26 protein-coding genes are annotated in these 25,485 nt (G+C 71.5%); 12 read left to right on the top strand and 14 right to left on the bottom strand.

Annotated elements, in window-relative coordinates:
* Window positions 1-8: 8 nt before the first annotated feature.
* Window positions 9-623 (top strand): TetR/AcrR family transcriptional regulator, encoded by a 615-nt coding sequence (locus K1J60_RS38490; protein WP_220650247.1) that lies wholly within the window; start codon window positions 9-11, stop codon window positions 621-623.
* Window positions 624-782: 159 nt separating this feature from the next.
* Here the strand turns inward: K1J60_RS38490 and K1J60_RS38485 are convergent, their stop codons facing one another.
* Window positions 783-1,052 (bottom strand): hypothetical protein, encoded by a 270-nt coding sequence (locus K1J60_RS38485; RefSeq protein ID WP_220650246.1) that lies wholly within the window; start codon window positions 1,050-1,052, stop codon window positions 783-785.
* A 181-nt stretch (window positions 1,053-1,233) separates the two neighbouring features.
* Here K1J60_RS38485 and K1J60_RS38480 point away from each other — a divergent pair, with 181 nt between their 5' ends.
* On the top strand, window positions 1,234-1,671 hold the full coding sequence (locus K1J60_RS38480; RefSeq protein WP_220650245.1) for a hypothetical protein: 438 nt from the start codon (window positions 1,234-1,236) through the stop codon (window positions 1,669-1,671).
* On the top strand, window positions 1,664-2,050 hold the full coding sequence (locus K1J60_RS38475; RefSeq protein WP_220650244.1) for a hypothetical protein: 387 nt from the start codon (window positions 1,664-1,666) through the stop codon (window positions 2,048-2,050). The genes K1J60_RS38480 and K1J60_RS38475 overlap by 8 nt, the downstream gene beginning before the upstream one ends.
* Window positions 2,051-2,092: 42 nt before the next feature.
* Here K1J60_RS38475 and K1J60_RS38470 read toward each other — a convergent pair whose 3' ends face one another.
* The 5 genes from K1J60_RS38470 to K1J60_RS38450 form a co-directional block, all read right to left on the bottom strand.
* On the bottom strand, window positions 2,093-2,674 hold the full coding sequence (locus K1J60_RS38470; RefSeq protein ID WP_220650243.1) for a GTP-binding protein: 582 nt from the start codon (window positions 2,672-2,674) through the stop codon (window positions 2,093-2,095).
* Window positions 2,661-3,017, bottom strand: coding sequence for a DUF742 domain-containing protein (locus tag K1J60_RS38465; protein ID WP_220650242.1), 357 nt, complete (start codon window positions 3,015-3,017; stop codon window positions 2,661-2,663). Before K1J60_RS38465 ends, K1J60_RS38470 begins: the two co-directional genes overlap by 14 nt.
* 1 nt (window position 3,018) lies before the next feature.
* Complete coding sequence (locus K1J60_RS38460; protein WP_020114533.1) at window positions 3,019-3,447, bottom strand: roadblock/LC7 domain-containing protein; 429 nt, start codon at window positions 3,445-3,447, stop codon at window positions 3,019-3,021.
* A gap of 48 nt (window positions 3,448-3,495) precedes the next feature.
* Window positions 3,496-5,970, bottom strand: a complete 2,475-nt coding sequence (locus K1J60_RS38455; protein WP_220650241.1) for a sensor histidine kinase — start codon at window positions 5,968-5,970, stop codon at window positions 3,496-3,498.
* A gap of 241 nt (window positions 5,971-6,211) precedes the next feature.
* Entirely contained in the window at window positions 6,212-7,219 is a 1,008-nt protein-coding gene (locus K1J60_RS38450; protein WP_220650240.1) for a substrate-binding domain-containing protein, read from the bottom strand.
* Window positions 7,220-7,615: 396 nt separating this feature from the next.
* On the opposite strand from K1J60_RS38450, the gene K1J60_RS38445 reads away from it, so the two are divergent.
* The 4 genes from K1J60_RS38445 (at window position 7,616) to K1J60_RS38430 (ending at window position 13,067) form a co-directional block, all read left to right on the top strand.
* Window positions 7,616-9,682, top strand: a complete 2,067-nt coding sequence (locus K1J60_RS38445) for a pectinesterase family protein (protein ID WP_220650239.1) — start codon at window positions 7,616-7,618, stop codon at window positions 9,680-9,682.
* A 140-nt stretch (window positions 9,683-9,822) separates the two neighbouring features.
* Complete coding sequence (locus K1J60_RS38440; protein ID WP_220650238.1) at window positions 9,823-11,340, top strand: alginate lyase family protein; 1,518 nt, start codon at window positions 9,823-9,825, stop codon at window positions 11,338-11,340.
* Window positions 11,341-11,408: 68 nt separating this feature from the next.
* Window positions 11,409-11,783, top strand: a complete 375-nt coding sequence (locus K1J60_RS38435) for a DUF779 domain-containing protein (RefSeq protein WP_220650237.1) — start codon at window positions 11,409-11,411, stop codon at window positions 11,781-11,783.
* A gap of 57 nt (window positions 11,784-11,840) precedes the next feature.
* Window positions 11,841-13,067, top strand: a complete 1,227-nt coding sequence (locus tag K1J60_RS38430; protein ID WP_398683892.1) for a phosphodiester glycosidase family protein — start codon at window positions 11,841-11,843, stop codon at window positions 13,065-13,067.
* Between the two features lie 30 nt (window positions 13,068-13,097).
* Here the strand turns inward: K1J60_RS38430 and K1J60_RS38425 are convergent, their stop codons facing one another.
* The 6 genes from K1J60_RS38425 to K1J60_RS38400 form a co-directional block, all read right to left on the bottom strand.
* A complete protein-coding gene (locus K1J60_RS38425) occupies window positions 13,098-13,292 on the bottom strand; it encodes a hypothetical protein (protein ID WP_220650236.1) in 195 nt (64 codons plus the stop codon).
* Window positions 13,293-13,409: 117 nt separating this feature from the next.
* Window positions 13,410-14,279 carry a phosphatidylinositol-specific phospholipase C/glycerophosphodiester phosphodiesterase family protein gene (locus tag K1J60_RS38420; protein WP_220650235.1) on the bottom strand — a complete coding sequence of 290 codons (870 nt, stop codon included), beginning with the start codon at window positions 14,277-14,279 and terminating at the stop codon, window positions 13,410-13,412.
* 203 nt (window positions 14,280-14,482) lie between these two features.
* Window positions 14,483-15,586, bottom strand: a complete 1,104-nt coding sequence (locus K1J60_RS38415) for an acyl-CoA dehydrogenase family protein (protein ID WP_220650234.1) — start codon at window positions 15,584-15,586, stop codon at window positions 14,483-14,485.
* Window positions 15,583-16,824, bottom strand: a complete 1,242-nt coding sequence (locus K1J60_RS38410; protein WP_220650233.1) for an acyl-CoA dehydrogenase family protein — start codon at window positions 16,822-16,824, stop codon at window positions 15,583-15,585. Before K1J60_RS38410 ends, K1J60_RS38415 begins: the two co-directional genes overlap by 4 nt.
* Window positions 16,821-17,798 carry an NADPH:quinone oxidoreductase family protein gene (locus K1J60_RS38405; RefSeq protein ID WP_220650232.1) on the bottom strand — a complete coding sequence of 326 codons (978 nt, stop codon included), beginning with the start codon at window positions 17,796-17,798 and terminating at the stop codon, window positions 16,821-16,823. The genes K1J60_RS38410 and K1J60_RS38405 overlap by 4 nt, the downstream gene beginning before the upstream one ends.
* A 114-nt stretch (window positions 17,799-17,912) precedes the next feature.
* Window positions 17,913-18,509, bottom strand: a complete 597-nt coding sequence (locus K1J60_RS38400) for a helix-turn-helix domain-containing protein (RefSeq protein ID WP_220650231.1) — start codon at window positions 18,507-18,509, stop codon at window positions 17,913-17,915.
* 78 nt (window positions 18,510-18,587) lie between these two features.
* Here K1J60_RS38400 and K1J60_RS38395 point away from each other — a divergent pair, with 78 nt between their 5' ends.
* From K1J60_RS38395 to K1J60_RS38375, 5 genes are all read left to right on the top strand, one after another.
* Window positions 18,588-19,526, top strand: coding sequence for an NAD(P)/FAD-dependent oxidoreductase (locus K1J60_RS38395; RefSeq protein WP_220650230.1), 939 nt, complete (start codon window positions 18,588-18,590; stop codon window positions 19,524-19,526).
* A gap of 147 nt (window positions 19,527-19,673) precedes the next feature.
* Window positions 19,674-21,212 carry an ATP-dependent DNA ligase gene (locus tag K1J60_RS38390; protein WP_220650229.1) on the top strand — a complete coding sequence of 513 codons (1,539 nt, stop codon included), beginning with the start codon at window positions 19,674-19,676 and terminating at the stop codon, window positions 21,210-21,212.
* Window positions 21,209-21,676: an NUDIX domain-containing protein gene (locus K1J60_RS38385; protein ID WP_220650228.1), complete on the top strand. Its 468-nt coding sequence runs from the start codon at window positions 21,209-21,211 to the stop codon at window positions 21,674-21,676. Before K1J60_RS38390 ends, K1J60_RS38385 begins: the two co-directional genes overlap by 4 nt.
* Window positions 21,677-21,740: 64 nt before the next feature.
* Window positions 21,741-23,126: an NADP-dependent succinic semialdehyde dehydrogenase gene (locus tag K1J60_RS38380; protein WP_220650227.1), complete on the top strand. Its 1,386-nt coding sequence runs from the start codon at window positions 21,741-21,743 to the stop codon at window positions 23,124-23,126.
* 25 nt (window positions 23,127-23,151) lie between these two features.
* Window positions 23,152-23,385, top strand: a complete 234-nt coding sequence (locus K1J60_RS38375; RefSeq protein WP_033529055.1) for a DUF6213 family protein — start codon at window positions 23,152-23,154, stop codon at window positions 23,383-23,385.
* 18 nt (window positions 23,386-23,403) lie between these two features.
* Here K1J60_RS38375 and K1J60_RS38370 read toward each other — a convergent pair whose 3' ends face one another.
* On the bottom strand, window positions 23,404-24,066 hold the full coding sequence (locus K1J60_RS38370) for a thiaminase II/PqqC family protein (RefSeq protein WP_220650226.1): 663 nt from the start codon (window positions 24,064-24,066) through the stop codon (window positions 23,404-23,406).
* Between the two features lie 45 nt (window positions 24,067-24,111).
* Window positions 24,112-25,338, bottom strand: coding sequence for an acyl-CoA dehydrogenase family protein (locus K1J60_RS38365; protein ID WP_220650225.1), 1,227 nt, complete (start codon window positions 25,336-25,338; stop codon window positions 24,112-24,114).
* Window positions 25,339-25,485 lie beyond the last annotated feature (147 nt).

Genomic DNA, 25,485 nt, shown 5'->3' with positions numbered 1-25,485 from the left:
GGATCCAGATGGCACGCCTGCCGTCGGCCGAGCGGCGCAGACAGCTCACCGAGGCCGCGATCCGCGCGATGACCCGGGACGGCGTCCCCAGAACGACGACCCGGTCCATCGCGGCCGAGGCGGGCGTGTCACTGAGCGTCTTCCACTACTGCTTCGAGTCGAAGCAGGAACTGCTCGAGTCCGTCATCACCACCATCACCGGGCACTACGTCACGCTGGTACGGGAAGCGCTCCGGCCCCGGGACACGCTCAGGGAGACCGTCCGGGCCGGTTTCCAGGCCTACTGGGACCATGTCTCCGCCCACCCGGGCGAACACATGCTGACCTACGAACTCACCCAGTACGCCCTGCGCGAGCCCGGCTTCGAACACCTGGCCCGGCGGCAGTACGTGATGTACCAGGACACCTACGCCGACCTGATCGAGCAGCTGAGGCTGTCGATGCGATTCGAACTGACGGTTCCCGTCCCGGTCCTGGCCCGCTACCTCGCCGCCATGACCGACGGCCTCACCCTGAACTTCCTGGTCCTGGGCGACGACGCGGCCTGGACGAACATCCTGGACACGATCACGGACCATGTGGCGGGGCTCGTACGGGAAGAGGTCACCACGCCCAACCCCTAGGCGGATCGCCCGATTCGCATGAGAATCGGGCGATCCATGCGAACCTGTCGCTGGGTTCGCGCAGCGCGAGGGGGAGCGCATGCTGATTCCCAAACCACCAGCACCGAAGAACCGGACCGTTCCGTCAGAGCAGACAACAGCCGGCCGGCGCCCCGGGGCTCAGGCGACTGAGAGCGGGCGGCAGGAGACCTCGACCGCCACCTCACCGGCACGCACACCGACCTCGACCACCGCCTCACCGGGCCGCACACCGACCTCGACCACCGCCTCACCGGCACGCACACCGACCTCGACCACCATGTCACCGGCACGCACACCGACCTCGACCACCATGTCACCGGCACGCACACCGACCTCGACCACCATGTCACCGAGGAATTCGCGGTCGCCGGCCACACCCTCGCCGCCCAGGCATGTTCGGTCGTCCACCACACCCCCGCCCGACACCCGGCGTACGGAAAGCCTCCGGGGAAGGCCTTCGGGCAGCGGGGCCGTCCTCCCGGCGGCACCGGCGGTGTTCGGCCCTCGCGCACCGGAGTCCCGGCCGAAGCCTGGTTCCGTCCCCCTCACGGCGGAGGTCCACCAACACTTCGTCGTCTTCAGGAAGGCCGTGACGGGCAGCCAGATCGCCGTCAACAACGGCACCGTCCACCAGCACCAGGTCATCCAGCAGGTCGTCCAGCAGGTCGTCGCCACCGAGCTGATCACGCTGCCTCAGATGCGGGCCATGACGGGCGCCATCCGCGGCGTCGGGATGAGCCCCGAGAAGTTGCGGGAAGTCCGGCAGGCAGCGCGCGCTTTCTGGAAGGCGGCCACCTGCCCCGTGCCCCGAGCGGACCACTTGAGGAAGGCTGCCAGGCACCTCGTCGTCGTCGCCGTCGACGCGCTGGACACGGTGGTCGGTGAGGGCTCGGAACAGGCCAAGGAGATGGCAGACCTGCTGCGCCCGGCTCTGCCCGTCGTCCTCGGCGCTCCCGACGCCCCCGACGCCCCCGACGCCCCCGACGCCCCCGACGCCCCCGACGAGGATGGTGGTCTCCGTGGCTGATGTCGGAGGCGGGCCCGTGTTTCACGGGCCGGTGAGCGGCAGCCAGATCGCCTGGGGCAACCGGGACGTCGTGCAGAACCAGCGACTCGACTCCGCACCTGCCCTCGACGACCTCCGGGTCAGGGTCCAAGCCCTGCTGGACCGGCTCGACGACCTCGGTCTGTCCCCCGCCGACGCGGCGTCCGTGCGCACGGACGCCGACGAACTGTTGGACGAGGCATCCGGCGACGCTCCCGACCCGGGCCGCCTGCACCGGCTGTACGAGCGGATCCGGGCGGTGCTCGGCGTGCTCGCGACCGGGGCGGTGACCGGCGCCGGGGCCGGTGCGGCGCAACTCGCGCAGAGCATGCTGGCCGACGTCCAGCGGGCCCTTCCGTAGCCGGGCGCCCCGGCCCGCCGGGGCGCCCGTCCCCCACCGCTCTCAGTGCGTCGACGCCGCGATCAGCTGATCCAGGAGGGCGATCAGGACGTCGCGGCACGACGTGCGTTCGCGGGCGTCGAAAAGCAGCACCGGGGTGTTCTCGGGGAGGGCCAGGGACTCCCGGATCACATCGGGCTCGTAGGGGTGTTCGCCGTGGAAGCCGTTGACGCCGACGACGAAGGGGATCTTGCGGCGTTCGAAGAAGTCGATGGCGGCGAAGCTGGACTCGGGGCGGCGTACGTCGATGAGGACGACGGCGCCGAGGGCGCCGATCGCGAGGTCGTTCCACATGAACCAGAACCGCTGCTGTCCGGGCGTACCGAACAGATAGAGCACGAGGTCCTGGCCGATGCTGATCCGGCCGAAGTCGAGGGCCACCGTGGTGGCGTGCTTCTCGGGGATGCCGTCGAGGTCGTCGACCCCGAGCCCGGCGGTGGTGAGGGGTTCCTCCGTGCGCAGCGGGACGATCTCGCTGACCGACCCGACCATGGTCGTCTTTCCGACGCCGAACCCGCCGGCGATGAGGATCTTCACCGTGTCGGGTGCCGAGATGCCCTGTGCGGTGTGGTCAGAGCCGGCCAAGGCCGTCCCTCACTTTCTTCAGCAGGTCCAGGTCGGGGGCGCGGGCGATCAGGCGTGGCTGGCGGACGCTGATCCGGCCGGCCTCCAGCAGGTCGCAGAGCATGATGGCGACCACGCTGACAGGAAGGTCGAGCTTGCTGGCCAGCTCCGCCACCACGATCGGCTTCGCGCACAGCTTGACGATCCGTGCTTGCTCCGGCTGCGGCCGGGTGCCCCCGGCCGGCTGCGGGTCCACGGCCGTCACCATGGTGATGAGGGTGAAGTCGCCACGGGCGGGCCGGGTCCGGCCGCCCGTCAGGGTGAACGGGCGAACCAGCCGGCCCGCCGCGTCGCCTCCGTTCACCTCACTCGCCGCTGTCGGCCGCGACGACACCGGCGCGCGGTGCCGCGCTGAGGTGCTCGCCGATCTTCTTCACCAGCATGTTCATCTGGTACGCGACCACGCCGACGTCGGCGCCCTGCCGGGTCAGCACGGCGAGGTTGGCGCCGGGTCCGGCGTTGGTGAGGATCAGGAAGGCGTTGCCCATCTCGATGAGGAGCTGGCGGACGGGCCCGCCGCGGAAGTCCATGCTGACGCCCTTGCTGAGGCTCATCAGGCCGGACGCGGTCGCCGCCAGCCGCTCGGCGTCGTCGCGCAGGAACGCGGTGGACTTGCTGACGACCAGTCCGTCCTCGGAGAGCACGACGGCGTGGTCGACCTCGGCGACCCGGTCCACCAAACCGGTGAGCAGCTGGTCGAGCTGGCTGTGGGTGGCGGGGATGGGGCGTGTCATCTGTGTGTCCTTCAATGAGCGGTCTGCGGGGAGGGAGTCGTGGGGACGTCAGGTGCCGGAGGCGGGGACTCGGTCTCCTGGGTCTTCGGATGCGGTTTCCTCCCCTGGTGCGTGATCGGGTTCCGCGTCGTCGTCACGTGCCTGGAGCGTTCCGCGCTGGAACCCGGCGAGCGAGGAGGCGGCCCGCTCGGCGGTGAAGTCGTCGGCGTCGCCGTCCGGGCAGGGCTCCGCCTCCTCCTTCAGCTCCGCCGCCAGACTGGTCTGCGGGATCCGGCGGGGCAACGGCATCAGGCCGCCCTTCTTCCCGGCTCGCGGCTTTTCGGCTCGGGGCTTTTCGGCTCTGGGCTTCTCGGCTCTGGGCTTCTCGGCGGGGGCCGGCCGGGTGCCGTTCGCGTCCTCGACGGTGTCGGCGGCCCGCGCGTGCGCGGCGGACCGTTCCTCCGGCGTACGGTCCGCCGTCGCGCTGTCCGGGTCCTGCCGTACGGCCTCGGGCTGCGGCTCCGCGGCCGCGGCGGCGGCGACCCGGGCGGCCACCGCCGAGGTACGGGACGGGAGTTCGACCGGGTCGGTGCCGTCCTCGTCGGGGACGGGGGACTCCCGCACCACGATCTCGTCCGGGATCAGCACGATCGCGGTGGTGCCGCCGTACGGCGAGGGGCGCAGGGTGACGGTGATGCCGTGCCGGGTGGCGAGCCGGGCGATGACGAACATGCCGAGACGGAGGTCGTCGGCGAGCGCGACCACGTCGAACTGCGGGGGCACCGCCAGCTGGGCGTTGAAGGCGGTGTAGTCCTCCTCGGACATGCCGAGCCCCCGGTCCTCCACTTCGAGGGCGAGACCCTTGGCGACGGTCGCGGCGCGAACGCTCACCGGGCTGGGCGCGGGCGAGTAGGAGGTGGCGTTGTCGATGAGTTCGGCGAGGAGGTGGATGACGTCGGCCACGGCGGGCGGGGCGATCCACACCTCGTCGTCGGTGTGCACCTCCACCCGCTGGTACTGGGCGACCTCGCCGACGGCGCTGCGCAGGATGTCGATCAGCGCGACCGGTTCGGTCCAGCTGCGGCCGGGCCGCTCGCCGCTGATGATGACCAGGTTCTCCTCGTAGCGGCGCAACTGGCTCGCGGTGGAGTCCAGTTCGTACAGACCCTTGAGGATCTCCGGGTCCTGGTGCTGGCGCTCCAGCTTGTCGAGTTTGGCGAGCTGGAGGTTGACGAGGTTCTGGCTCTGCCGGGCGATGCCGAGGATGACGCGCTGGAAACCGCGCCGGGTGTCGGCGAGTTCCACGGCGGTGTGCACGGCGGTGCGCTGGGCGGCGTTGAACGCCTTGGCGACCTGGCCGAGTTCGTCGGTGCCGTAGTCCAGCGGCGCCGCGGCCTCGTCCATGTCGATCTTCTCGCCACGGTCGAGGCGGGCGACGACGTCGGGCAGCCGGTGCTCGGCGAGGCTGAGGGTGGCCGTGCGCAGGCCGGTGAGGCGCCGGGACAGGGAGCGGGTGATGCGCCAGGACATCACGACGCACACCAGCAGCGCGGCGAGCCCGCCGGCGCTCAGCGAACCGGCCGTGATCAGCAGCCCGCGCGCCTCCTCGCCACTGCGGTCCAGCAGGCCCGTGGTCTGCTCACGGATCAACTGCTCGTACTGGACGGACAGCTTCGTCATCGCGGCGTTCCAGCGCGCCTGGGCCTGCGGCAGCTTGGTCCTGCGAGACTCTCCGGTGCCCGTGGTGTGGGCCGAGAGGACCTGGTCCTCCACGGCCTGCAACGTCTGCCAGTCCTTGCCCTGGACGATCCGTTCGATCTTGGCCTTCACCTCGCCCTCCACGGTGTGGATGAGCTGGTCGTCCACGAGCCAGCGCCGGGCGCTCACCACTTGGGCGAAGCGGTTGCGACTCGCCTCGTCGAGTTCGCCCGAGGGCCAGTTGAGAGTGAGGATCGCGTCGCCCTGGGAGACCAGTTCCGCGGCCTGTTCGAGGGTGATGAGCGGGCCGGCCTGCGCGGTGAGGTCGCCGTCGTCGACCTGGGAGAGCGCCTGGAAGGCATGGATCTGACTGTCGATGATCTCGGTGTACTGGTCGAGGATCTGCTCGGGGGTGATGTCGGTGGGGCTGTCCACCTGGTCCCGGTAGTACTCCAGGCTGCCCGAGCCGGCCATCACCGAGTACAGCCGGTCACCGATGCGGTCGGGGGCGTCCTCGATGGCGCCCGCGCGTGCGGCGAGCTTCGCGACGGCCTTGTCGGTCACCCGGCGCTGCTGCTCCAGGAGGTCCATGGAGCTGCCGGGGGCGGCCATGTAGGCGGCCGACAGGGCCCGTTCGCGCTGCAGGGCGAGAGTCGCCTCGGTTCCCATGGCGCCGGTGGACTTGCTCAGTCCTGTCTGCGACCGCAGCCGCAGCCCCTCCGAGAACATCTGGGTCGTCGTCACACCCCAGGTCGCGGCCAGCGTGACGCTGGGGATCAGAGCCAGGAGGATCAGCGAGAGACGTATGGAGCCGAGACGGCGCCGGGCGCCGGTCCGTGAGGGCATCGTCGTCCTTGGGCGGTTGGCGGGGAGCGGAAGAGACGGGGAGCGGGGGCGACAGGGGTCCGGGGGTGGTGGGTGGACACCTGTCAGTACGGCGCACAGGGGATGCGCAGGATGTTATCCGCACAAGTGAACGCACGTCGCAGGGGTCGCCGGAAGTTTGGTGTCGCCGTTACACGACCGTTCCGGATGCTTGGGTTCTGGGGCGAGGTCATGTCCGAACGGAAGGTTCCGTTTGCCGGTGTCAACGGGTCCCGTTCGCCGCGAACGCGGCGACTCCGGCGATGTTCTTCTTGGTGACGAACGCCGGACCGGTGAGCACGGGCTCGACGCCGCCGCCACTGATGTTGCCGTTGGTCCGGTAGAGCCAGAGACCGTCGACCGCGAGATACCCCTGGAGGTAGGGCTGCTGGTCCACCGCGAACTGGACGTCACCGTCCTTCACCGCCTCCACCAGGTCCTTGTTGAGGTCGAACGTGGCGACCTGGGCCTTGCTGCCGGCGTCGTCCACGGAGTCCACGGCGGCGAGCGCGAACTGGGCGCCGAGGGTCACGACCTCGTCGATGGTGGCGTCCTGGCGGAGCCTCGCGGCGATGGAGTCGCTCACCGAGTCCATGTCGGTGCCGTCGACATAGAGGTTCTCGGTCTGCCCGCCGAAGGTCTTGCGCACACCGGCGCAACGGGCCTCCATGGCGACGTTGCCCCGTTCGTGGATGACGCACAGGGCGTGCTTGGCGGCGCGGGCGTCGAGTTCGTTGCCGAGGGCCCGGCCGGCGACGCTCTCGTCCTGGCCGTAGAAGGCGAGCAGGCCCTGTGCCTGCCAGGCGTCGATACCGGAGTTGAGGCCCACCACGGGTATACCGGCGGTGCGGGCCTCGGCGACCGCGCCGCGCATCGCCTGGGGCTTGGCGAGGGTCACCGCGATGCCGTCGACCTTGTCGGCGATCGCGTCGCGCACCAGCTTCGCCTGCCCCGCGGGGTCGGGGTCGTTGACGAAGGTCAGCTCGACACCGTCCTTCGCCGCCGCGACCTCCGCGCCTTTGCGGACCAGGTCCCAGAAGGCGTCCCCCTCGGCGCTGTGCGTGATCAGTGCGATCTTCATCCCGCCCGAGGATCCCGACGTGCCCGTGTCCGAATCGGCATCCGATCCGCCGAACACCGAGCAGCCGGCGACGGTCAGGCAGAGGGCCGCGGCGAGCGCCGTGGCACGGAACGTCGTGAAGATCCTTCGGGAGGCGGGGGGTGGGTTCATGGGGGCGCGGCACCTCGCTGTGCGACCGGGGTGGAACGGCTGTGGAGAGCGGAATCGTCGCCGTCACCGCGATGACGTGCGGTGACCGGCTGACTATCGCTGGGCGGAGCCAATCGCGTGTGACGCCCGGTAGTCAAGTGAACAACGGAATCGATGTATTGCTGTGACAGCCCCCAGTCTGACCTGCGCGCACGTGTCAACGGCCGTCGCGGGCCCGACCCGAGCGAACTGAACCGTTCCACCCGCGCTGCGGGGGTCGATTCTCGGCCACCGCCGTCTCCGCCGCGAAGTTCCTTCCACCTGACCGAAATTCGCGGCGAAGGACGGCAACCTCTCCCCCCGTGGGCGGCGACTGCTCGGCTGACGACCATCCCCCGCACGGAACGGAAGCGACGCGTGAGCGACAACCACGGCAAGGCCCGCCACCGCAGAAGGAAGACGGCCCTCGTGGCCGGTGTCCCCCTGACCCTGGCCGCCGCCGGGACCCTGGCCTACGGCGCGGTCCTCGGCGTCTTCGGCGAGGCCGCGCAGCCCCGCGCGGCGGCGGCCGGCGCCGCCTGGGCCACGGAGACCGCCGACGGCTTCGCCTCGGTGAACGCGCTGGGCCAGAACGGGACCTACGGCGGCCGGGGCGGAAAGACGGTCACCGTGCGGACCCTGGCCGACCTGGAGAAGTACGCGACCGCTCCCGAGCCCTACGTCATCGTCGTGGCGGCGACGATCGACATGAACCCGGTGGGCAAGGAGATCAAGGTCGCCTCCGACAAGACGATCGTCGGCTCGGGCACCTCGGGCCACATCGTGGGTGGCGGCTTCTTCCTCGGCTCCGGCGTCCACAACGTCATCATCCGCAACCTGACGATCCGGGACTCCTACCAGGGCACCTGGAACGACAAGGACCACGACTTCGACGCCGTCCAGATGGACGGCGCCCACCACGTCTGGATCGACCACAACGACCTGCGGCACATGGCGGACGGTCTGATCGACAGCCGCAAGGACACCACCTACGTCACCGTCTCCTGGAACAAGCTGAGCCAGAACAACAAGACCTTCGGCATCGGCTGGACCACCAACACCACCGCCGACCTGACGATCCACCACAACTGGCTCCGCGAGACCGAGCAGCGCAATCCGTCCACCGACAACGTGGCGCACGCACACCTGTACAACAACTTCCTGGAGGACGTCTCCGGTACGGACATCGCCTCCTCGTACGGCAACTACGCGCGCGGCAACACGAAGATGGTTCTGGAGAACAGCTACTTCCAGGGCCTGAAGAACCCCGTCACCAAGGACTCCACGGCCGCCCTGGTCCAACGCGGCAACATCTTCTCCGGCACCTCGGGCCGCAACGAGAGCGGCGGCACGGCCTTCGACCCGAAGACGTACTACAGCTACACCCTCGACAAGGCCGCCGACGTGCCCGCGCTCCTGAAGTCCGGTGCGGGCCCGCGCGGTTCCATCGGCACGACCGCGACGGCGGCGACGCCCAAGGCCGCCGCCGCGACCACGCTCACCGTCGCCAAGGACGGCAGCGGCCAGTTCACCACCGTGCAGAAGGCCGTCGACGCGGTGCCCGCGGGCAACACCGCGCGGGTGGTGATCTCGGTCGCGCCGGGCACGTACCGCGAGGTCGTCAAGGTCCCGTCCAACAAGCCGCACGTGACCATCCAGGGCTCGGGCGGCAGCCGCAAGGACACCACGATCGTGTACGGCAACGCCGCGGGCATGCAGAAGCCGGACGGTTCGGGCACCTACGGCACACCCGGCAGCGCCACCGTGTCCATCCAGTCCGACGACTCCCAGGTCCGCAACCTGACCGTCACCAACGACTTCGACGAGGCCGCGAACCAGTCCCTGAACGGCCACCAGGCCGTCGCGCTCCTCACCCAGGCCGACCGGATCGTCCTCGACGGCGTCATCGTCAACGGTGACCAGGACACCCTGGAACTGGAGACCGCCGCCAAGGACAAGCTCGGCCGCGTCTACGTCACCAACTCCTACATCACGGGCAACGTCGACTTCGTCTTCGGCCGGGCCACCGTGGTCGTCGACAAGTCGGTCATCACCCTGAAGAAGCGCTGGAACGGCACCTCCGCCGGGTACATCACCGCGCCCAGCACGCCCGCGAACCGCAAGGGCATCCTGATCAACCGCTCCACCGTCAACGGCGACGTGGCCGCCGCGAGCTTCTTCCTCGGCCGCAACTGGCACCCCGGCGGCGACACGACCGTCGACCCGCAGACCACGGTCCGCAACTCCACCCTCAGCGCCGCGATCAAGTCGACGCCCTGGTCCGACATGGGCGGCTTCTCCTGGAAGGACGACCGCTTCGCCGAGTACAAGAACACCGGCGCGGGCTCCGGCAGCGCGAGCGGTGACCGCCCGCAGCTGACGGACGCCCAGGCCGCCGACCAGGAGGTCGCGGACTGGCTGGGCGGGTGGACCCCGGGCGCCTGACCCGGCGGGTACGGCGAGGGACGCACCGCTCCGGTTTCTGTTATCCGCCCCGGGGCCGGTGCGTCTCCTGTGCGTGGCCGCCCGCGCGGGCCGACGCGGGCGCGAGCCGCGACCTGTACCCGAGACCCGAGGACCCCCACGTGACTGCACAGATCAGCCGCCGGAGCACGCTGAAGATCGCCGGTATCGCCGCGGGTGCGGCGGGCCTGGGAGTCGGCACGGGCCTGGCGGCGACGCCCGCCTCCGCGGCGGGCGCCGCCTTCGCGCACCCCGGTCTGCTCCACACATCGGCCGACCTCGCCCGGATGGCGGCCAAGGTGAAGGCCGGTGCCCGGCCCCACACCGCGGGTTTCGCGAAGCTGACCGCCAACCCGCACTCCCAGAGCTCCTGGACCCCCCGCCCCGTCGCCACGGTCTACCGGGGCGGCGGGTCCCCGCAGAACTACGCCCAGTTGTACAAGGACGTCCACGCCGCCTACCAGAACGCCCTGCGCCATCACATCACCGGCGAGAGGGCGCACGCCGACACCGCCGTGCGGATCCTCAACGCCTGGTCGGGGACGCTGACCAGCGTGCAGGGCAGCGCCGACCGGTTCCTCGCGGCGGGCCTGTACGGCTACCAGTTCGCCAACGCCGCCGAACTCGTCCGCGACCACGACGACTTCGAGCTGGACCGCTTCAAGACGATGCTGAGCGAGGTCTTCGCCCCGCTCAGCGACGACTTCCTGGTCCGCCACAACGGCGCCGTGATCACCAACTACTGGCCCAACTGGGACCTCGCCAACATGGCCTGCGTCCTGGCCACCGGCATCTTCTGCGACGACAAGGCCCAAGTGGCCCGCGCCGTCGACTACTTCAAGAACGGCGAAGGCCTCGGCGCGGTCAGGAAGGCCATCCCCGTCGTCCACGACGACGGCCTCGCCGAGTGGCTGGAGGCGGGCCGCGACCAGGGCCACGCACTGCTGGGCGTCGGCCTGATGGGCACCTTCTGCGAGATGGCCTGGAACCAGGGCGTCGACCTGTACGGCTACGACGACAACCGCTTCCTCAAGGGCGCCCAGTACGTGGCCAAGTGGGCCATGGGAGGCAAGGTCGCCTATACCGCCAACACCCGGGCGAAGGGCGCGGTCAACGGCTGGTCGGGCAGGGAGACGGCGTCCGACGCGGCCGGTGTCGACCCGAACATGACGCGCCCCATCTGGGCCATGATCGCCAACCACTACACCAAGCGCCGGGGCCTCGACGCCTCCTACCTCACCCGCATGGCGGCCAAGGCGGCGCCCGAGGGCGGTGGCGGCGACTACGGCCCCGACAGCGGCGGCTACGACCAGCTGGGCTTCGGGACACTGGCGTTCACCCGCGACAGGGCGACCGCGGCCGAGGCGGACGCGGCACCGACCGCGTCGGGCTCGGACACCGGTTCCGCCGCCGACACCGGTTCCGCCGCGGGCGCCGGCTCGGGCAAGAAGGACGCCCGGGACACCTCCTCGTCCTCCTCCGCGAGCGCCCAGGGCGACCGGGGCGAGGACCTGGCCGCGACCGGCACCTCCGACCTCCCGGCCTGGACCGCCGCCGGCGGAATCGCGGCCCTCACGGGCGGCCTGCTCCTGCTGCGCCGCCGCACCCGCTCGGGCGGCGGCGACGCGCCGCAGGGCTGACCTGTCACCCGGGCCGCGTACGGGCCCGCGCAACGTCCTCGCAACCTGACGAGGCGTTCACTGCGCTCATGGATGTCGTCCCGCGCGTACAGCTGACCCCCGCGGCCGCCGATCTCGTCCGGCGGCTGCGGGCGGCACACGGCCCGTTGATGTTCCACCAGTCGGGCGGCTGCTGCGACGGCAGCGCCCCCATGTGCTACCCCGACGGCGAGTTCCGTACGGGGAACGCGGACGTCCTCCTCGCCGAACTGACCGTCGACGGGGTCGACGAGGCGGTGGGGTTCTGGATGTCCCGCAGCCAGTACGAGGTCTGGAGCCACACCCGGCTCATCGTGGACGTCGTGCCGGGCCGGGGCAGCGGGTTCTCCCTGGAAGCACCCGAAGGGGTGCGTTTTCTCATCCGTTCTCGCGTCGTCGAGGCGGAGCCGCCGCCCGGCCGGTAGTCGTCTGGTGCACTTCCCCTGAGTCCTGGGACATTTGACGAGACATCAGGGGGCACCGTGACACGTCGTGCTCAACGGTTCAGAACGGTACTGACGGTTCTCTCGGCGTGGAGTGTGCTGGCCGGCGCGGCCCTCGTGGGGGCGGCACCGGCCAGTGGCGCGCCCAGGGCCGTCGTCGTCGCACCGGGCGTGGAGTACAGCCAGTTCGACATCCAGGCGGCCAGGGGCCCGGCGCACGCCCATGTGCTGAGCGTCGACCTGAGCAACCCCCAGGTGGGCGTCGGGCTGCTGTACCCGGGCAAGGTGGCCTCGCGCGCGACCGTGTCCCGGCTGGCCGGCGCGGCGGGAGCCGTGGCCGGGGTCAACGGCGACTTCTTCAACGTCACCGAGACCCAGCATCCCGGCGTCGCTGCAACCGGGGCGCCGGTCGGCCCGGCGATCGCCGACGGGCACGCGCTCAAGGCCGCCGTACCGAAGGGCCAGCGCTTCGGCCCGGCGCTGCCGCCGGGCACCGGCACCACGGACGTGCTGGGTGTCACCACCGACGGGACGGCCCGTCTCGACAGCATCGCCCTCGACGGTTCCGTCACCACCGCCGCGGGCGATCTTCCGCTGCGCGGCCTCAACCAGTACGCCCTGCCGGTCGGTTCCGTGGGGGCGTTCACCTCGGACTGGGGCAGCGTCTCCCGGATGCGCGCGGTCTGCGGCACGGACACCGACCGGGCCGCCCCGTGCAGCACCGACACGCACGAGGTGCTGGTCGAGGACGGCCGCGTGGTCGGTACGGCGGGCACGCCCGGCAGCGGTGCGATCGCGGCCGGCGCGACCGTTCTGGTCGGCCGTGAGGCGGGCGCCCAGCAACTGCGCAAGCTCGCCCCCGGTGACACGGTGGAGGTACGGCACCTCCTCGTCTCCTCGACCGGCTCCCCGTACGCGTTCGCACTCGGCGGCTACCCGGTCCTGCGGGGCGGCCGACCGCTGCCCGGCCTCGACGCCACGACCTCGGCGGTCCGCACGGCCGCGGGCGTCGCCGACGGCGGCCGACGCCTGCTGCTCCTCGCTCTGGACGGCGCCGCGGCCTACCGCACCGGGCTGACCATCGCCGAAGTGGCCGACACCATGCGTGGCCTGGGCTCGGTCGACGCGTTCAGCCTGGACGGCGGCGGCTCCTCCACGCTCGTGGCCCGCGCCCCGGGGGCGAGCGCGGTCACCGTCCGCAACCACCCGAGCGACGGCGCCGAGCGCGCCGTGCCGAACGGCATCGGCGTGTTCACCAAGGCGTGAGGTGCGTTGTCGGCCGCCGGCAACGCACCGTCACGGCTTCACACTGCTCACGATGTCCGCCGTGGCCGTCAGCCCGTTGTGCACGGTCGGCGCCAGACTCGTGCCGGCCATGGAGAACCCCAGCAACACGCAGACCGCGGCGTGCGAGAACTTCAGCGCGCCGTTGCGCAGGAAGACCACCGTGAGAATCATGAGCAACACGACCACCGAGATGGAAATGGCCATCGTCAACCTCCTCCGCCACGCCCACTTCGCGGCATTCGGCCGTAAGTGTGGCGTAGCGGAGGGTTCGTCCGGGCGGCTGACGTGTCCGCCGAACGAGTGGTGTCGACCGTGTCGTGGTTACGCCGACCGGCGGGCGTCCAGGAACGCTTCGAGACCCGCCAGGTCGTCTGTGTTGAGGTGGTCGACGCCGGCCGCGAGCAGTTCGTCCCACAGCGCGTCCCGGGCCGGACCCGCCAGGTCGGGCGTCGCCCAGAAGCGCACCCTCTGTCCGCGCCCGTGCGCCGTGGAGACGATCTGCCGGAGCTTGGCGCGCTCGGCCTCCGGGAACGGACCGACTCCCTGCCAGGTGAAGTTGAGCAGCCAGTTGTCGGAGATCAGCGGGATGAGGGAGGCGGGCGCGGGCGCCGGGGACACGAGGTCGGCGAGTCGGCCGTCGTAGAAGGCGCGCCGCACGGTCTGCGACTCCATGGGCACTCTGGCGGCACGGTCCCCGGAGATCACGGCCGTGACCGCGCCCGGGTGGACCCGGCCGTGCGCGTACGTGGTGAACAGGTGCCGGTAGCGCCGCAGATGACGGTCGAGCTCCAGATAGGTGGAGGAGCCCTCGGTCTTGATGTCGATGAGCAGCTGCAGCGGCCTTCGGTGCCCCCGGTACACCGAGCCGTGGTGGGCGCGGACGCGGGCGGCGAGCGGGTCCAGGTAGAGGGCTTCGAGCGTGCGGGCGGGGTCGAGGTCGGCGGGGTCGTGGGCGACGAGGAGTCGGTCGCCGACGAGGAAGATGTCGGCCTCGACGCTGCCGAAGCGGTGGTCGAGGGCGTCGAGGAGGGGCCGCGGGTGCTCGTAGTCGTTGTGCGCGTGGGCCCGCCACAACGGGCGCGGCCGGTGCTTGCGTTCGCCGGCCAGCGCGCTGGTGGCGGGCAGGGCGAGGGCGCCGGTGAGAGCGGCGCCGAGGGTGGTGAGGGCTCTGCGACGGGTGGTGAGGGCCATGCTCTGCCTCCCGGGTGGGCCGGTTGCGGACCCAGCGAGTATGCGAGCCGGAAGGGGCCGATGAGCAGGTCCGTGCGGGGAGTTGGCCGGACCGACGTCGTGCGTTCACCCACCCCCACCCGGGCCGCCGGGCGCACGCGAAGAGGCCCGCCCCAGGTGGGGCGGGCCTTCCTCGCTCTGCTCGGCTCTTCTCCCTGCGTACGTCAGGGGGCCCGGAGGTCGACCAGTTCGGCCAGGGCCGCCCGGTGGGCGCCCGCCGTGCCGTACGCGATCGAGTCCGCCTTCGCCCGCTTCAGGTACAGGTGGACCGGGTGTTCCCAGGTCATGCCGATACCGCCGTGCAGTTGGAGCGCCTCCTCGGCCGCGTGGACGGCCACGGGCGCCGCGAAGGCCTGGGCGACGGCCACGGCGAGGTCGGCGTCGTCGCCGCCGGTGGCGAGCTGGTCGGCCGCGTTCCGGGCCGTGGCCCGCAGGTTGACGACCTCCAGCCACAGCTGCGCGAGGCGGTGCTTGAGCGCCTGGAAGCCGCCGACGGGCCGGTTGAACTGCTTGCGCTCCTTGAGGTAGCGGACCGTCTCGGTCAACGTCCATTCGGCGAGGCCGAGTTGCTCGGACGCGAGGAGCCCGGCTCCGGCCCGCAGCGCACGGCGTACGGCGGGCTCGGCGTCCCCGAGGAGGCGGCCCGGCGCACCGTCGAGCGTGACCTTCGCCAGCGGCCGGGTCAGGTCCAGCGACACCTGCGGGGTGACGGTCGCCGCCGAGGCGTCGACCGCGTAGAGGCCCCCGTCATCGGCGGGCACCAGCAGCACATCGGCGACGGCCGCGTCGGCGATGCCGGTCAACTCCCCGTGCAGGGCGCCGTCCTCGAACCGTACGACCTGGTAGGCGCTGCCTGCGGGAATGTTCAGCGCGACGGCCAGGGCGCCGATCCTGCGGCCTGACGCCAGCTCGCCGAGCAGGTCACCGGCGTCGGCGGCCAGCAGGGCCTCGGTGGCGACGACGGCGCTGGTGAGGTACGGCACCGGGGCGACGGCCCGGCCGAGCTCCTCCAGGACGACGGCGACTTCGCGATGTGTGGCGCCCTGGCCGCCCAGCTCCTCGGGGACGAGCAGCCCGGCGAGGCCCATGCCGTCGGCGAGGAGCTTCCACAGTTCACGGTCGTGCGGTGCGTCCGACTCGGCGCGGGCGATGACACCGGCCGCGTCGCAGTGGTCGGCCAGCAGGTCGCGCACGGCCGCGCGGAGGGCCTCTTCGTCCTCCGAGTACAGCAGGTCGGGCTCTGCGCGCTGGGGCGACTGGGTGCTCATCGGGCGAGGTCCTTCCACGCGACGTCCTTGTCGGTGCGCGGCTCGCCGGGCAGGCCCAGGACGCGCTCGGCGACGATGTTCAGCAGGACCTCGGTGGTCCCGCCCTCGATGCTGTTGCCCTTGGAGCGGAGGTAGCGGTAGCCGGCGTCCCGGCCCACGAAGTCGACCAGCTCGGGGCGCCGCATGGTCCAGTCGTCGTACAACAGGCCTTCCTCGCCGCGGAGTTCGACCTCCAGGCCGCTGATCTCCTGGTTGAGGCGGGCGAAGGCGAGTTTCATGCCGGCGCCCTCGGGGCCGGGCTGTCCGGCGACGAGCTGCTGGCGCAGCCGTTCGGCGGTGAGCCGGGCTGCCTCGGCCTCGACCCAGAGCTTCAACAACCGCTGGTGGAGGTCGTGGGTGCGTAGTTCGGGGCGCTCGCGCCAGGTCCTGGCGACCGGGCCGATCATGCCGCCCTCGCGGGGCAGCCGCATGCCGCCGATGGCGACGCGTTCGTTGTTGAGGGTGGTCTGCGCGACCTTCCAGCCGTCACCGATCTCGCCGAGGCGGCGCGAGTCCGGGATGCGGACGTCGGTGATGAACACCTCGTTGAACTCGGCCTCGCCGGTGACCTGGCGCAGCGGCCTGACCTCGACACCCGGGTCGGTCATGTCGCAGATGAAGTACGTGATGCCGCGGTGCTTGGGCACGTCCGGGTCGGTGCGGGCGATGAGGATGGCCCAGCGGGCGATGTGGGCGCTGGACGTCCACACCTTCTGCCCGTTGACGACCCAGTCGCCGTCGCCCTGCCGGACGGCCCGGGTGCCGAGCGCGGCGAGGTCGGAGCCGGCGCCGGGCTCGCTGAAGAGCTGGCACCAGACCTCCTCACCCGTCCACAGCGGCCGCAGGTACCGCCGCTTCTGCTCCTCGGTGCCGTAGGCGAGGATCGTCGGCGCGGCCATGCCGAGGCCGATGCCGATGCGGCGCGGGTCGTTGTCGGGGGCGCCCTCCGCCTCCAGGTCGGCGTCCACGACGGCCTGGAGGGAGCGCGGGGCGCCGAGTCCGCCGAGGCCCTCGGGGTAGTGCACCCAGGCGAGCCCGGCGTCGAAGCGGGCGCGCAGGAAGTCCAGGCGGTCGGTGGTGGCAGATGAGGGGGGTGGGCCCGCAGGGTCCTCCGTTGAGGGCGGTGGTGGGAGACGGGAGGGCGGGTACGCGGCCAGCAACTCGGCCGTGCGGCGCCTGAGGTCGGCTGCGTCGGTCATGCGGCGGCTCCGTTCTCCAGCGAGGGCACCACGACGACCCGGCCCGTGGTCACACCGTCGGCGACGCGCTGTACGGCGGCCGCGGCCCCGTCGAGCGGTGCGCGCTCGCTCACCAGCGGCTTGACGACGCCCCGGGCCGCCAGCTCGGTGAGCTGCTCGTGGCAGTGCTGGACCAGCTTCGGGTTCTTGGTGTTGTACAGGCCCCAGTGCAGGCCGAGGATCGAGTAGTTCTTGACGAGGGCGTGGTTGAGGCCGGGGCTGGGGATCGTCCCGCCGGCGAAGCCGACGACCACGATGCGTCCCTCGAAGGCGACGACCTTGGTCGACTGCGTGTAGGCCTCGCCGCCCACGGGGTCGTAGATCACGTCCGCGCCCCGGCCTGCGGTGGCTTCCTTCACGGCGGAGACGACGTCCTCGCTCCGCCGGTCGATCACCACGTCGCAGCCCAGTTCCCGGGCCACGACGGCCTTCTCGGCGCCGCCCACGACGCCGATGACCGTCGCCCCGGCCGCCTTGCCGAGCTGTACCGCCGCGCTGCCGACGCCGCCCGCGGCGGCGTGGACGAGCAGGGTCTCCCCCGCTTCGAGGCGGGCCCGGCGGTGGAGGCCGAACCAGCCCGTCTGGTAGCCGATGTGCAGGGCCGAGGCCTCGGCGTCGTCCAGCGACTCGGGTGCGGGCAGCAGAGCGGCGGCATCGGCGACCGCGTACTCGGCGAGGCCGCCGTGCGGCAGCGCCGGATTGGCGAGGACCCGGCGCCCGTCCTCCGTCTCCCCGCAGATCTCCACGCCCGGGGTGAACGGCAGTGGCGGCCGGACCTGGTAGTGCCCCCGGCACATCAGCACATCGGGAAAGTTGATGTTCGCGGCACGCACCTTCAGCAGGACCTGGCCGTCGCCGGGCGTGGGCCGCTCCACGTCCTGGAGCCGCATCACCTCGCTCGGCTCGCCGTTCTCGTGCACTTGCCATGCCTGCATGCGGTGCCTCCACGGACTGCTTCGACTGCCCCGCCGGACCCCGGGGCCGACTGCCGCATGCATACTAAGCGGTCGCTTGCCCTCCGGGGAACAGTCCGGGCCCAGTAGCGTGCGTCACGACCGCGCCGGCCTCGCGCGTACGTGCATCCGCTCCCCCTGCGGCCCGAACAGGCTGAGGAACTCCACCGGCCCCTCCCCCGTCGACCCGAACCAGTGCGGCACCCGGGTGTCGAACTCGGCGGCCTCCCCGGCCACCATCACCACATCATGCTCACCGAGCACGACGCGCAGTTTCCCGGACATCACGTACAGCCACTCGTAGCCCTCGTGGCTGCGCGGCTCCGGCTCCTGCTTCGACCGGGGCACGAGCACCTTGAAGGCCTGGAGGCCGCCCGGCTGCCGGGTGAGCGGCCAGTACGTCCGCCCGTGCCGCTGGATCGGCTTCGACCGCACCCGGGGATCGCCCACCGGCGGCTCCCCGATCAGCTCGTCCAGCGGCACCTGGTGGGCCCGCGCGATCGGCAGCAACAGCTCCAGGCTGGGCTTGCGCAGCCCCGACTCCAGCCGGGAGAGCGTGCTCACCGAGATGCCGGTCGCCTGCGACAGCCCGGCGAGCGTCGCCTCCCGCTCCTTGCGGATCCGCCGCAGCCGCGGCCCCACTCCGGCGAGCACCTCGTCGGTGCCGCTCGTCACCTCGCCCGTGTCACTCATACCGCCATTGCAGTTTCGGCAAAGCCATTTGTCAATGCGGCAGCACTCGCGCGACCGTCGGTCGTGGAGGTGGTCACCATGACCGAGCAGTACGAAGTGATCGTCATCGGCGGCGGCACGGCGGGGCTCTCCGCCGCCCTGGTCCTCGGCCGGGCCCGGCGCCGCACCCTGGTCGTCGACGCGGGCGAGCCCCGCAACGCGCCGGCCGCGCACATGCAGGGCTTCCTGTCGCGGGACGGCATGCCCCCGGCGGAGTTCCTGGCCGTCGGCCGGGAGGAGATCGCCCGCTACGGCGTGGGACTGGTCCGCGGCCGGGCGGTCGACGTGACCCGGGACGACGACGGCCGGAGCTTCACCGTCGCCCTCGGGGACGGCCGGACCGTGCGCGCCCGGCGCCTGGTCGTCGCCACGGGGCTGAAGGACGAGCTACCGGCCGTCCCCGGCGTCGCCGAACGTTTCGGCAGGGACGTCCTGCACTGCCCCTACTGCCATGGCTGGGAGGTCCGCGACCAGCCCTTCGGTGTCCTCGCCACGACCCCGATGAGCGTCCACCAGGCGCTGATGGTCACCCAGTGGTCCAAGGACGTGACCCTGTTCCTGCACGAGGTCCCCGAGAGCGACCTCTCCGACGACGACCTGCGCCGCCTCGCCGCGGCCGGGGTCCGCGTGGTCCCCGGCGAGGTCGCGGGCCTGGTCGTGGAGGACGACCGTCTCACCGCCGTCAGGCTCGCCGACGGCACGGACCACGCCCGCTCGGTGCTCTTCACCGCCCCCCGCCCGGTCCCGCAGACGGGCCTGCTGGAGAAACTCGGCGCCGACCTGCACGAAACCCCCTTCGGCTCCTACCCCGTGATCGACCCGACCGGCCTGACCTCGGTCCCCGGCGTCTGGGCCGTCGGCAACGCGATGGGCTTCTCCGAGCAGGTGATCAACGCGGCCTCCTCGGGCTACCGAGCGGGCGCGACGATCAACGGAGACCTCCTGATGACGGACCTGGACGCGGCGACGCGGGCCTAGGCAGGCGCCCGACCGAGACGATCGACCCGAAGGGCCATCGCCCGAAGGGGCGCGGGGAACTGCGCGAGAGGCCCCACCGGACCCGCAGCCGCCGCCGCACCCGCACCCCCGTAGGCGCACGAGGGGACTCCGTAGCACCATGGCTCCATGCTCTTCGCCCGGCTCGCCCGCGTGTCGCAAGAGATCGCCGCCGCCTCGGCGCGGTCCCGCAAGACCGCCCTGCTCGCCGAACTCTTCCGGGACGCCGACGCGGCGGACGTCCCGATCGTCATCCCGTACCTCGCGGGCCGACTGCCCCAGGGCAGACTCGGTATCGGCTGGAAGGTCCTGGACCAGCAGATCCTGCCGACCACCGCCCCCACCCTCACGGTCCGCGAGGTGGACGCCCGGCTGACGGTGATCGGCGCGGTCAGCGGCACCGGCTCACAGGCCGAACGCAGGCGCCTGGTAGGCGAGTTGCTGGCGGCGGCCACCGAGGACGAGCAGCGCTACCTGTTCGGTCTGCTCACCGGGGAGGTCCGCCAGGGCGCCCTGGACGCCCTCGCCGTGGAGGGGCTGGCGGGCGCCACCGGGGTGCCCGCCGCCGACGTACGCCGGGCGGTGATGCTGGCCGGTTCGCTCCAGACCGTGGCCCAGGCCCTGCTCTCGGAGGGCTCGGCGGCCCTCGAAGCGTTCCGGCTCACCGTGGGGCGGCCCGTCCAGCCGATGCTGGCGCACAGCGCGTCCTCCGTCGCGGAGGCGGTGGCGAAGCTGGGCGCGTGCGCGGTCGAGGAGAAGCTCGACGGCATCCGCGTCCAGGTCCACCGTGACGGCGACGACGTACGCCTCTACACCCGCACCCTGGACGACATCACCGACCGGCTACCCGAACTCACCTCCACGGCACGGGAGTTGCGGGGCGAACGGTTCATCCTGGACGGAGAGGTGATCGCGTTCGACGAGGACGGACGGCCGCGTTCCTTCCAGGAGACCGCCGGACGGGTCGGCTCACGGCTGGACGTGGCGACGGCGGCCGAGCAGGTGCCCGTCTCGCCGGTCTTCTTCGACGCGCTCTCCGTCGACGGCCAGGACCTGCTGGACCTGCCCTTCGCCGACCGCCACGCCGAACTGGCCCGCCTCGTCCCCGAGCCGATGCGTGTCCGCCGCACCCTGGTGGACGGCCCCGGCGATCTCGCCGAGGCGGAGGGCTTCCTCGCCGCCACGCTGGAACGCGGCCACGAGGGCGTCGTGCTGAAGGCTCTCGACGCCCCCTACAGCGCGGGCCGGCGCGGGGCGTCCTGGTTGAAGGTCAAGCCGGTGCACACCCTCGATCTGGTGGTCCTGGCCGCCGAGTGGGGACACGGCCGCCGCACGGGCAGGCTCTCCAACCTGCATCTCGGCGCCCGCACCGCCGACGGCTCCTTCGCCATGCTCGGCAAGACCTTCAAGGGCATGACCGACGCGTTGCTGGCCTGGCAGACCGAGCGGCTGAGGGAGCTGGCCGTGGAGGAACACCGCTGGGGCGTGACGGTACGCCCCGAACTCGTCGTCGAGATCGCCTACGACGGCCTGCAGCGCTCCACCCGCTACCCGGCCGGCGTCACCCTCCGCTTCGCCCGCGTGATCCGCTATCGCGAGGACAAGACCCCGGGGGAAGCCGATACGGTCGAGACCCTGCTCGCCGCACACCCCGAGGTGACGCGTTGACCACACCCAAGCGCAGTGCCGGCCTGCTGCTGCACCGCCGCACCGAGCACGGCGTCGAGGTACTGCTCGGCCACATGGGCGGCCCGTACTTCGCGCACAAGGACGCGGGTGCGTGGAGCGTGCCGAAGGGCGAGTACGAGCCGGACGAGCCCGCCTGGGACGCGGCCCGCCGGGAGTTCCAGGAGGAACTGGGGCTGGCGCCGCCCGACGGGGAGGCCGTACCGCTGGGCGAGGTGCGGCAGAAGAACGGCAAGATCGTCACGGCCTGGGCGATCGAGGCGGACCTCGACCCGGCGACCGTCGTACCGGGGACCTTCCGCATGGAGTGGCCGCCGAGGTCCGGGCAGCTCCAGGAGTTCCCGGAGCTGGACCGCGTGGAGTGGCTCAGCGTCGACCGGGCGCGGGCCGTGATCGTCCCGGCACAGGCGGAGTTTCTCGACCGCCTCCTGGAGCACTCGTCCTGAGTCCGCGTTGCGGCGTGCGCCGTCGCGCGGGAAGGTCGAAGGACAGTCCACGCAGGAGGCCAGCATGCCCATCGCCACGGTCAACCCGGCGAACGGCGAGACCCTCAAGACGTACGACGCCCTGGGCGAGGAGGAGATCGAGCACCGCCTCGCCACCGCCGACGCCGCGTTCCGCACCTACCGGACCACCTCCTTCGCGGAACGCTCCCGGCTGCTGCGCCGGGCCGCCGACCTCCTCGACGAGGACACCGAGGACGTCGCCAGGGTGATGACCACGGAGATGGGCAAGCCCGTCAAGCAGGCCCGTGCCGAGGCCGCCAAGTGCGCGAAGGCGATGCGCTGGTACGCAGACCACGCCGAGGTGCTGCTCACCGACGTGGAGCCGTCCGACGCGGATGTGAAGGACTCGGGCGCCTCCCGTGTCCTGGTCCGCTACCGGCCGCTCGGTCCGGTGCTCGCCGTGATGCCGTGGAACTTTCCGCTCTGGCAGGTGATCCGCTTCGCCGCCCCCGCCCTGATGGCGGGCAACGTGGGCCTGCTCAAGCACGCGTCCAACGTCCCGCAGACCGCGCTCTACCTGGAGGACCTCTTCCGCCGGGCGGGATTCCCCGAGGGCTGCTTCCAGACGCTGCTCGTCGGCTCCGGCGCCGTCGAGGACATCCTGCGCGATCCCCGGGTGAAGGCCGCCACCCTCACCGGCAGCGAGCCGGCCGGGCGGGCCGTCGCCTCGGTCGCCGGGGACGAGATCAAGAAGACGGTCCTGGAACTGGGCGGCAGTGATCCGTACGTGGTGATGCCGTCCGCCGACGTCGGGAAGGCGGCGGAGGTCGCGGTGACGGCCCGGGTGCAGAACACCGGGCAGTCGTGCATCGCCGCCAAGCGGTTCATCGTGCACGCCGACGTGTACGACGCCTTCGCCGAGCGGTTCGTCGAGGCCATGAAGGCGCTGCGGGTGGGCGACCCGCTGGACGAGGACACCGACGTCGGTCCGCTCTCCAGCGAGCGGGGCCGTGCGGACCTGGAGGAACTGGTCGACGAGGCCGTGGAGAGCGGCGCCACCGTCCTGTGCGGCGCCGAACGCCCCGACGGGCCCGGCTGGTTCTACCCGCCGACCGTCCTCGCCGACATCACCCCCGAGATGCGCGTCCACCAGGAGGAGACCTTCGGTCCCGTGGCCACGCTGTACCGGGTCGCCGACGTCGACGAAGCGATCGCGATCGCCAACGACACGCCCTTCGGGCTCAGCTCCAACGTGTGGACCCGGGACTCCGCCGAGGTCGAGCGCTTCGTCCGGGACCTCGACGCCGGCGCGGTCTACGTCAACGGGATGACCGCCTCCCACCCCGCGTTCCCGTTCGGCGGGGTCAAGCGGTCCGGATACGGGCGCGAGCTGTCCGGACACGGAATCCGGGAGTTCTGCAACATCACCACCGTATGGCACGGGGCGTGAGCGTTCCGCGGCTACCATCCCCGTTGTGAACCGCGAAGTGACTCTGCCTCTGATCGTCGACGACCGCGGGACCCTGCAGGTGTCTGCGGCCGATGTGAGCAAGCTGCTGCGGACGGTGGGCGGGCGCTGGCTGCACCTGGTGGAGGCGGGTGAGGAGCTCGACGAGGACACGGTGGCGGCACTGACGATCGAGCTGGCGAAGCTGGCGGACCGGATCGACGTGGCGTGCATCGCCCACAGCAGCGGGGCCGCACAGTGATACGGCCCCGCACGGCGTTCAGGGGCGCGCCGGCGTGGTCCAGAACATCGCCTCGTAGCTCTGCAGCAGGCGGCCGTAGGTGCGCGCCCGCTTCTCACTGATCCGCCCGGTGTCCAACCCGGCCTGTACCGCCGCCCTCGCCCGCTCCTCCAGTTCCGGTGCCGACTCGGCGCAGAAGTCGAAGAAGGCGCGGGCTTCGTCGGTGAAGCCATAGTGGTCGCGGAGGGCCCGCGAGATCGTGGCGCAATAGCCGCCCCAGGAAGCGAAGTTGGCGCTCAGGGCGAGCACCACGTCGGCCGGTGCCGCGCCCAGGGCGAGCCGGGCGACGTACGACGGGTAGGCCTGACAGCCCGGCAGCGGCTCGTACGCCGCCGTTCTCTCCCCGTCCGCACCGCACGCCTCGGCGAACGCCCCGAGCCGCCCCGCCGCCACCGCCTCCCCCTCCGCGAGCATCTCGAAGAAGGGGGCGCAGGTCGGCTCCTCGACCGCCGACCGCCCGGCCAGATGGCGGAAGGAGCGCAGGTCGGCGGCGATGACAAGGCGTTGCTCCAGGGCGAGTGCGGCGAGAACGCCACGGCCGGCCGTACCGGAGGCGATCAGCGGCAGCAGAGGGTTGGCGCCGGGATCCGGGGCGAGTCGCACGGTCGTGGCCTCCAGCAGTTCTCCGGCCGTGCGAGTCATCGGGCGCTCCCTCGGGTCCACGTGCGGTCGCGCGGCTCCCCGCGCCTACCGGATCGGCATCCCCGACACGGTCCTGGCGATCACCAGCCGCTGCACCTCGCTCGTACCCTCGAAGATGGTGTAGATGGCCGCGTCACGGTGCATCCGCTCGACCGGGTACTCCCGGGTGTACCCGTTGCCGCCCAGGATCTGGATCGCCTGCGCGGTCACCTTCTTCGCGGTCTCGCTCGCGAACAGCTTCGACTGGGACCCCTCGGCCGCCGTGAACTGCTTCCCGTTGATCGCCATCCAGGACGCCCGCCACACCAGCAGTCGCGCCGCGTCGACGGAGGTCCGCATGTCCGCGAGCTGGAAGGCGACGCCCTGGTTGTCGATGATGGGCCGGCCGAACTGCTCACGGGTCTTGGCGTAGTCGAGGGCGACCTCGTACGCGGCACGGGCGGTGCCCACCGCCATGGCGCCCACGGCCGGGCGGGACGCCTCGAACGTGGCCATCGCCGCGTTCTTCACCCGCTCGCCCCCGGCCTTGGCCCGCTCACGGGCGCGCGCCAGGCGTTCGTCGAGCTTCTCCTTGCCGCCGAGGAGGCAGGAGCCGGGGACGCGTACGTCCTCCAGGACCACCTCGGCGGTGTGGGAGGCACGGATGCCGTGCTTCTTGAACTTCTGGCCCTGGGAGAGGCCGGGCGTGTTCGGCGGGACGATGAAGGACGCGTGGCCCTTGGAACCGAGTTCGGGGTCGACCACGGCGACGACGACATGGACGTTGGCGATGCCTCCGTTGGTCGCCCAGGTCTTGGTGCCGTTGAGGACCCACTCGTCCTTGGCCTCGTCGTACACGGCCCGGGTGCGCATGGACGCCACGTCGGAACCGGCGTCGGGCTCGGAGGAGCAGAACGCGGCGACCTTGACATCGCTCGCGTCCCCGTACATCTGGGGGATCCAGGTGCCGATCTGCTCCTCGGTCCCGTTGGCGAGGACACCGACGGCGGCGAGGCCGGTGCCGACGATGGACAGGGCGATGCCCGCGTCGCCCCAGAACAGCTCCTCCATGGCCATGGGGATGCCGAGGCCGGTGGGGTCGAAGTACTGCTGGGCGTAGAAGTCCAGGGAGTAGATGCCGACCTTCGCGGCCTCCTGGATCACCGGCCAGGGGGTCTCCTCGCGCTCGTCCCACTCGGCCGCCGCGGGGCGGATCACATCGGCGGCGAATCCGTGGAGCCAGTCGCGAACCTCTCGCTGTTCCTCGTTGAGTTCCATGATGAACTCGGCCATGACGCGCCTCCAGCACTGCACTAAGATGTTACCTGCGGTAACAGGAGTCTGTTACCGGTCGGTAGGAAAAGTCAACTCCCGAGCAGGGCTCGGTAGCCCGTTCGATCGGGTCACGCCAATCAGTGTTAGTTTGCGCAAGGCGTCACC

It is taken from the genome of Streptomyces akebiae (assembly GCF_019599145.1).
GTDB lineage: Bacteria > Actinomycetota > Actinomycetes > Streptomycetales > Streptomycetaceae > Streptomyces > Streptomyces akebiae.
Note: the sequence above shows the minus strand (reverse complement) of the source record. Positions and strands in the feature narration are given on the sequence as shown.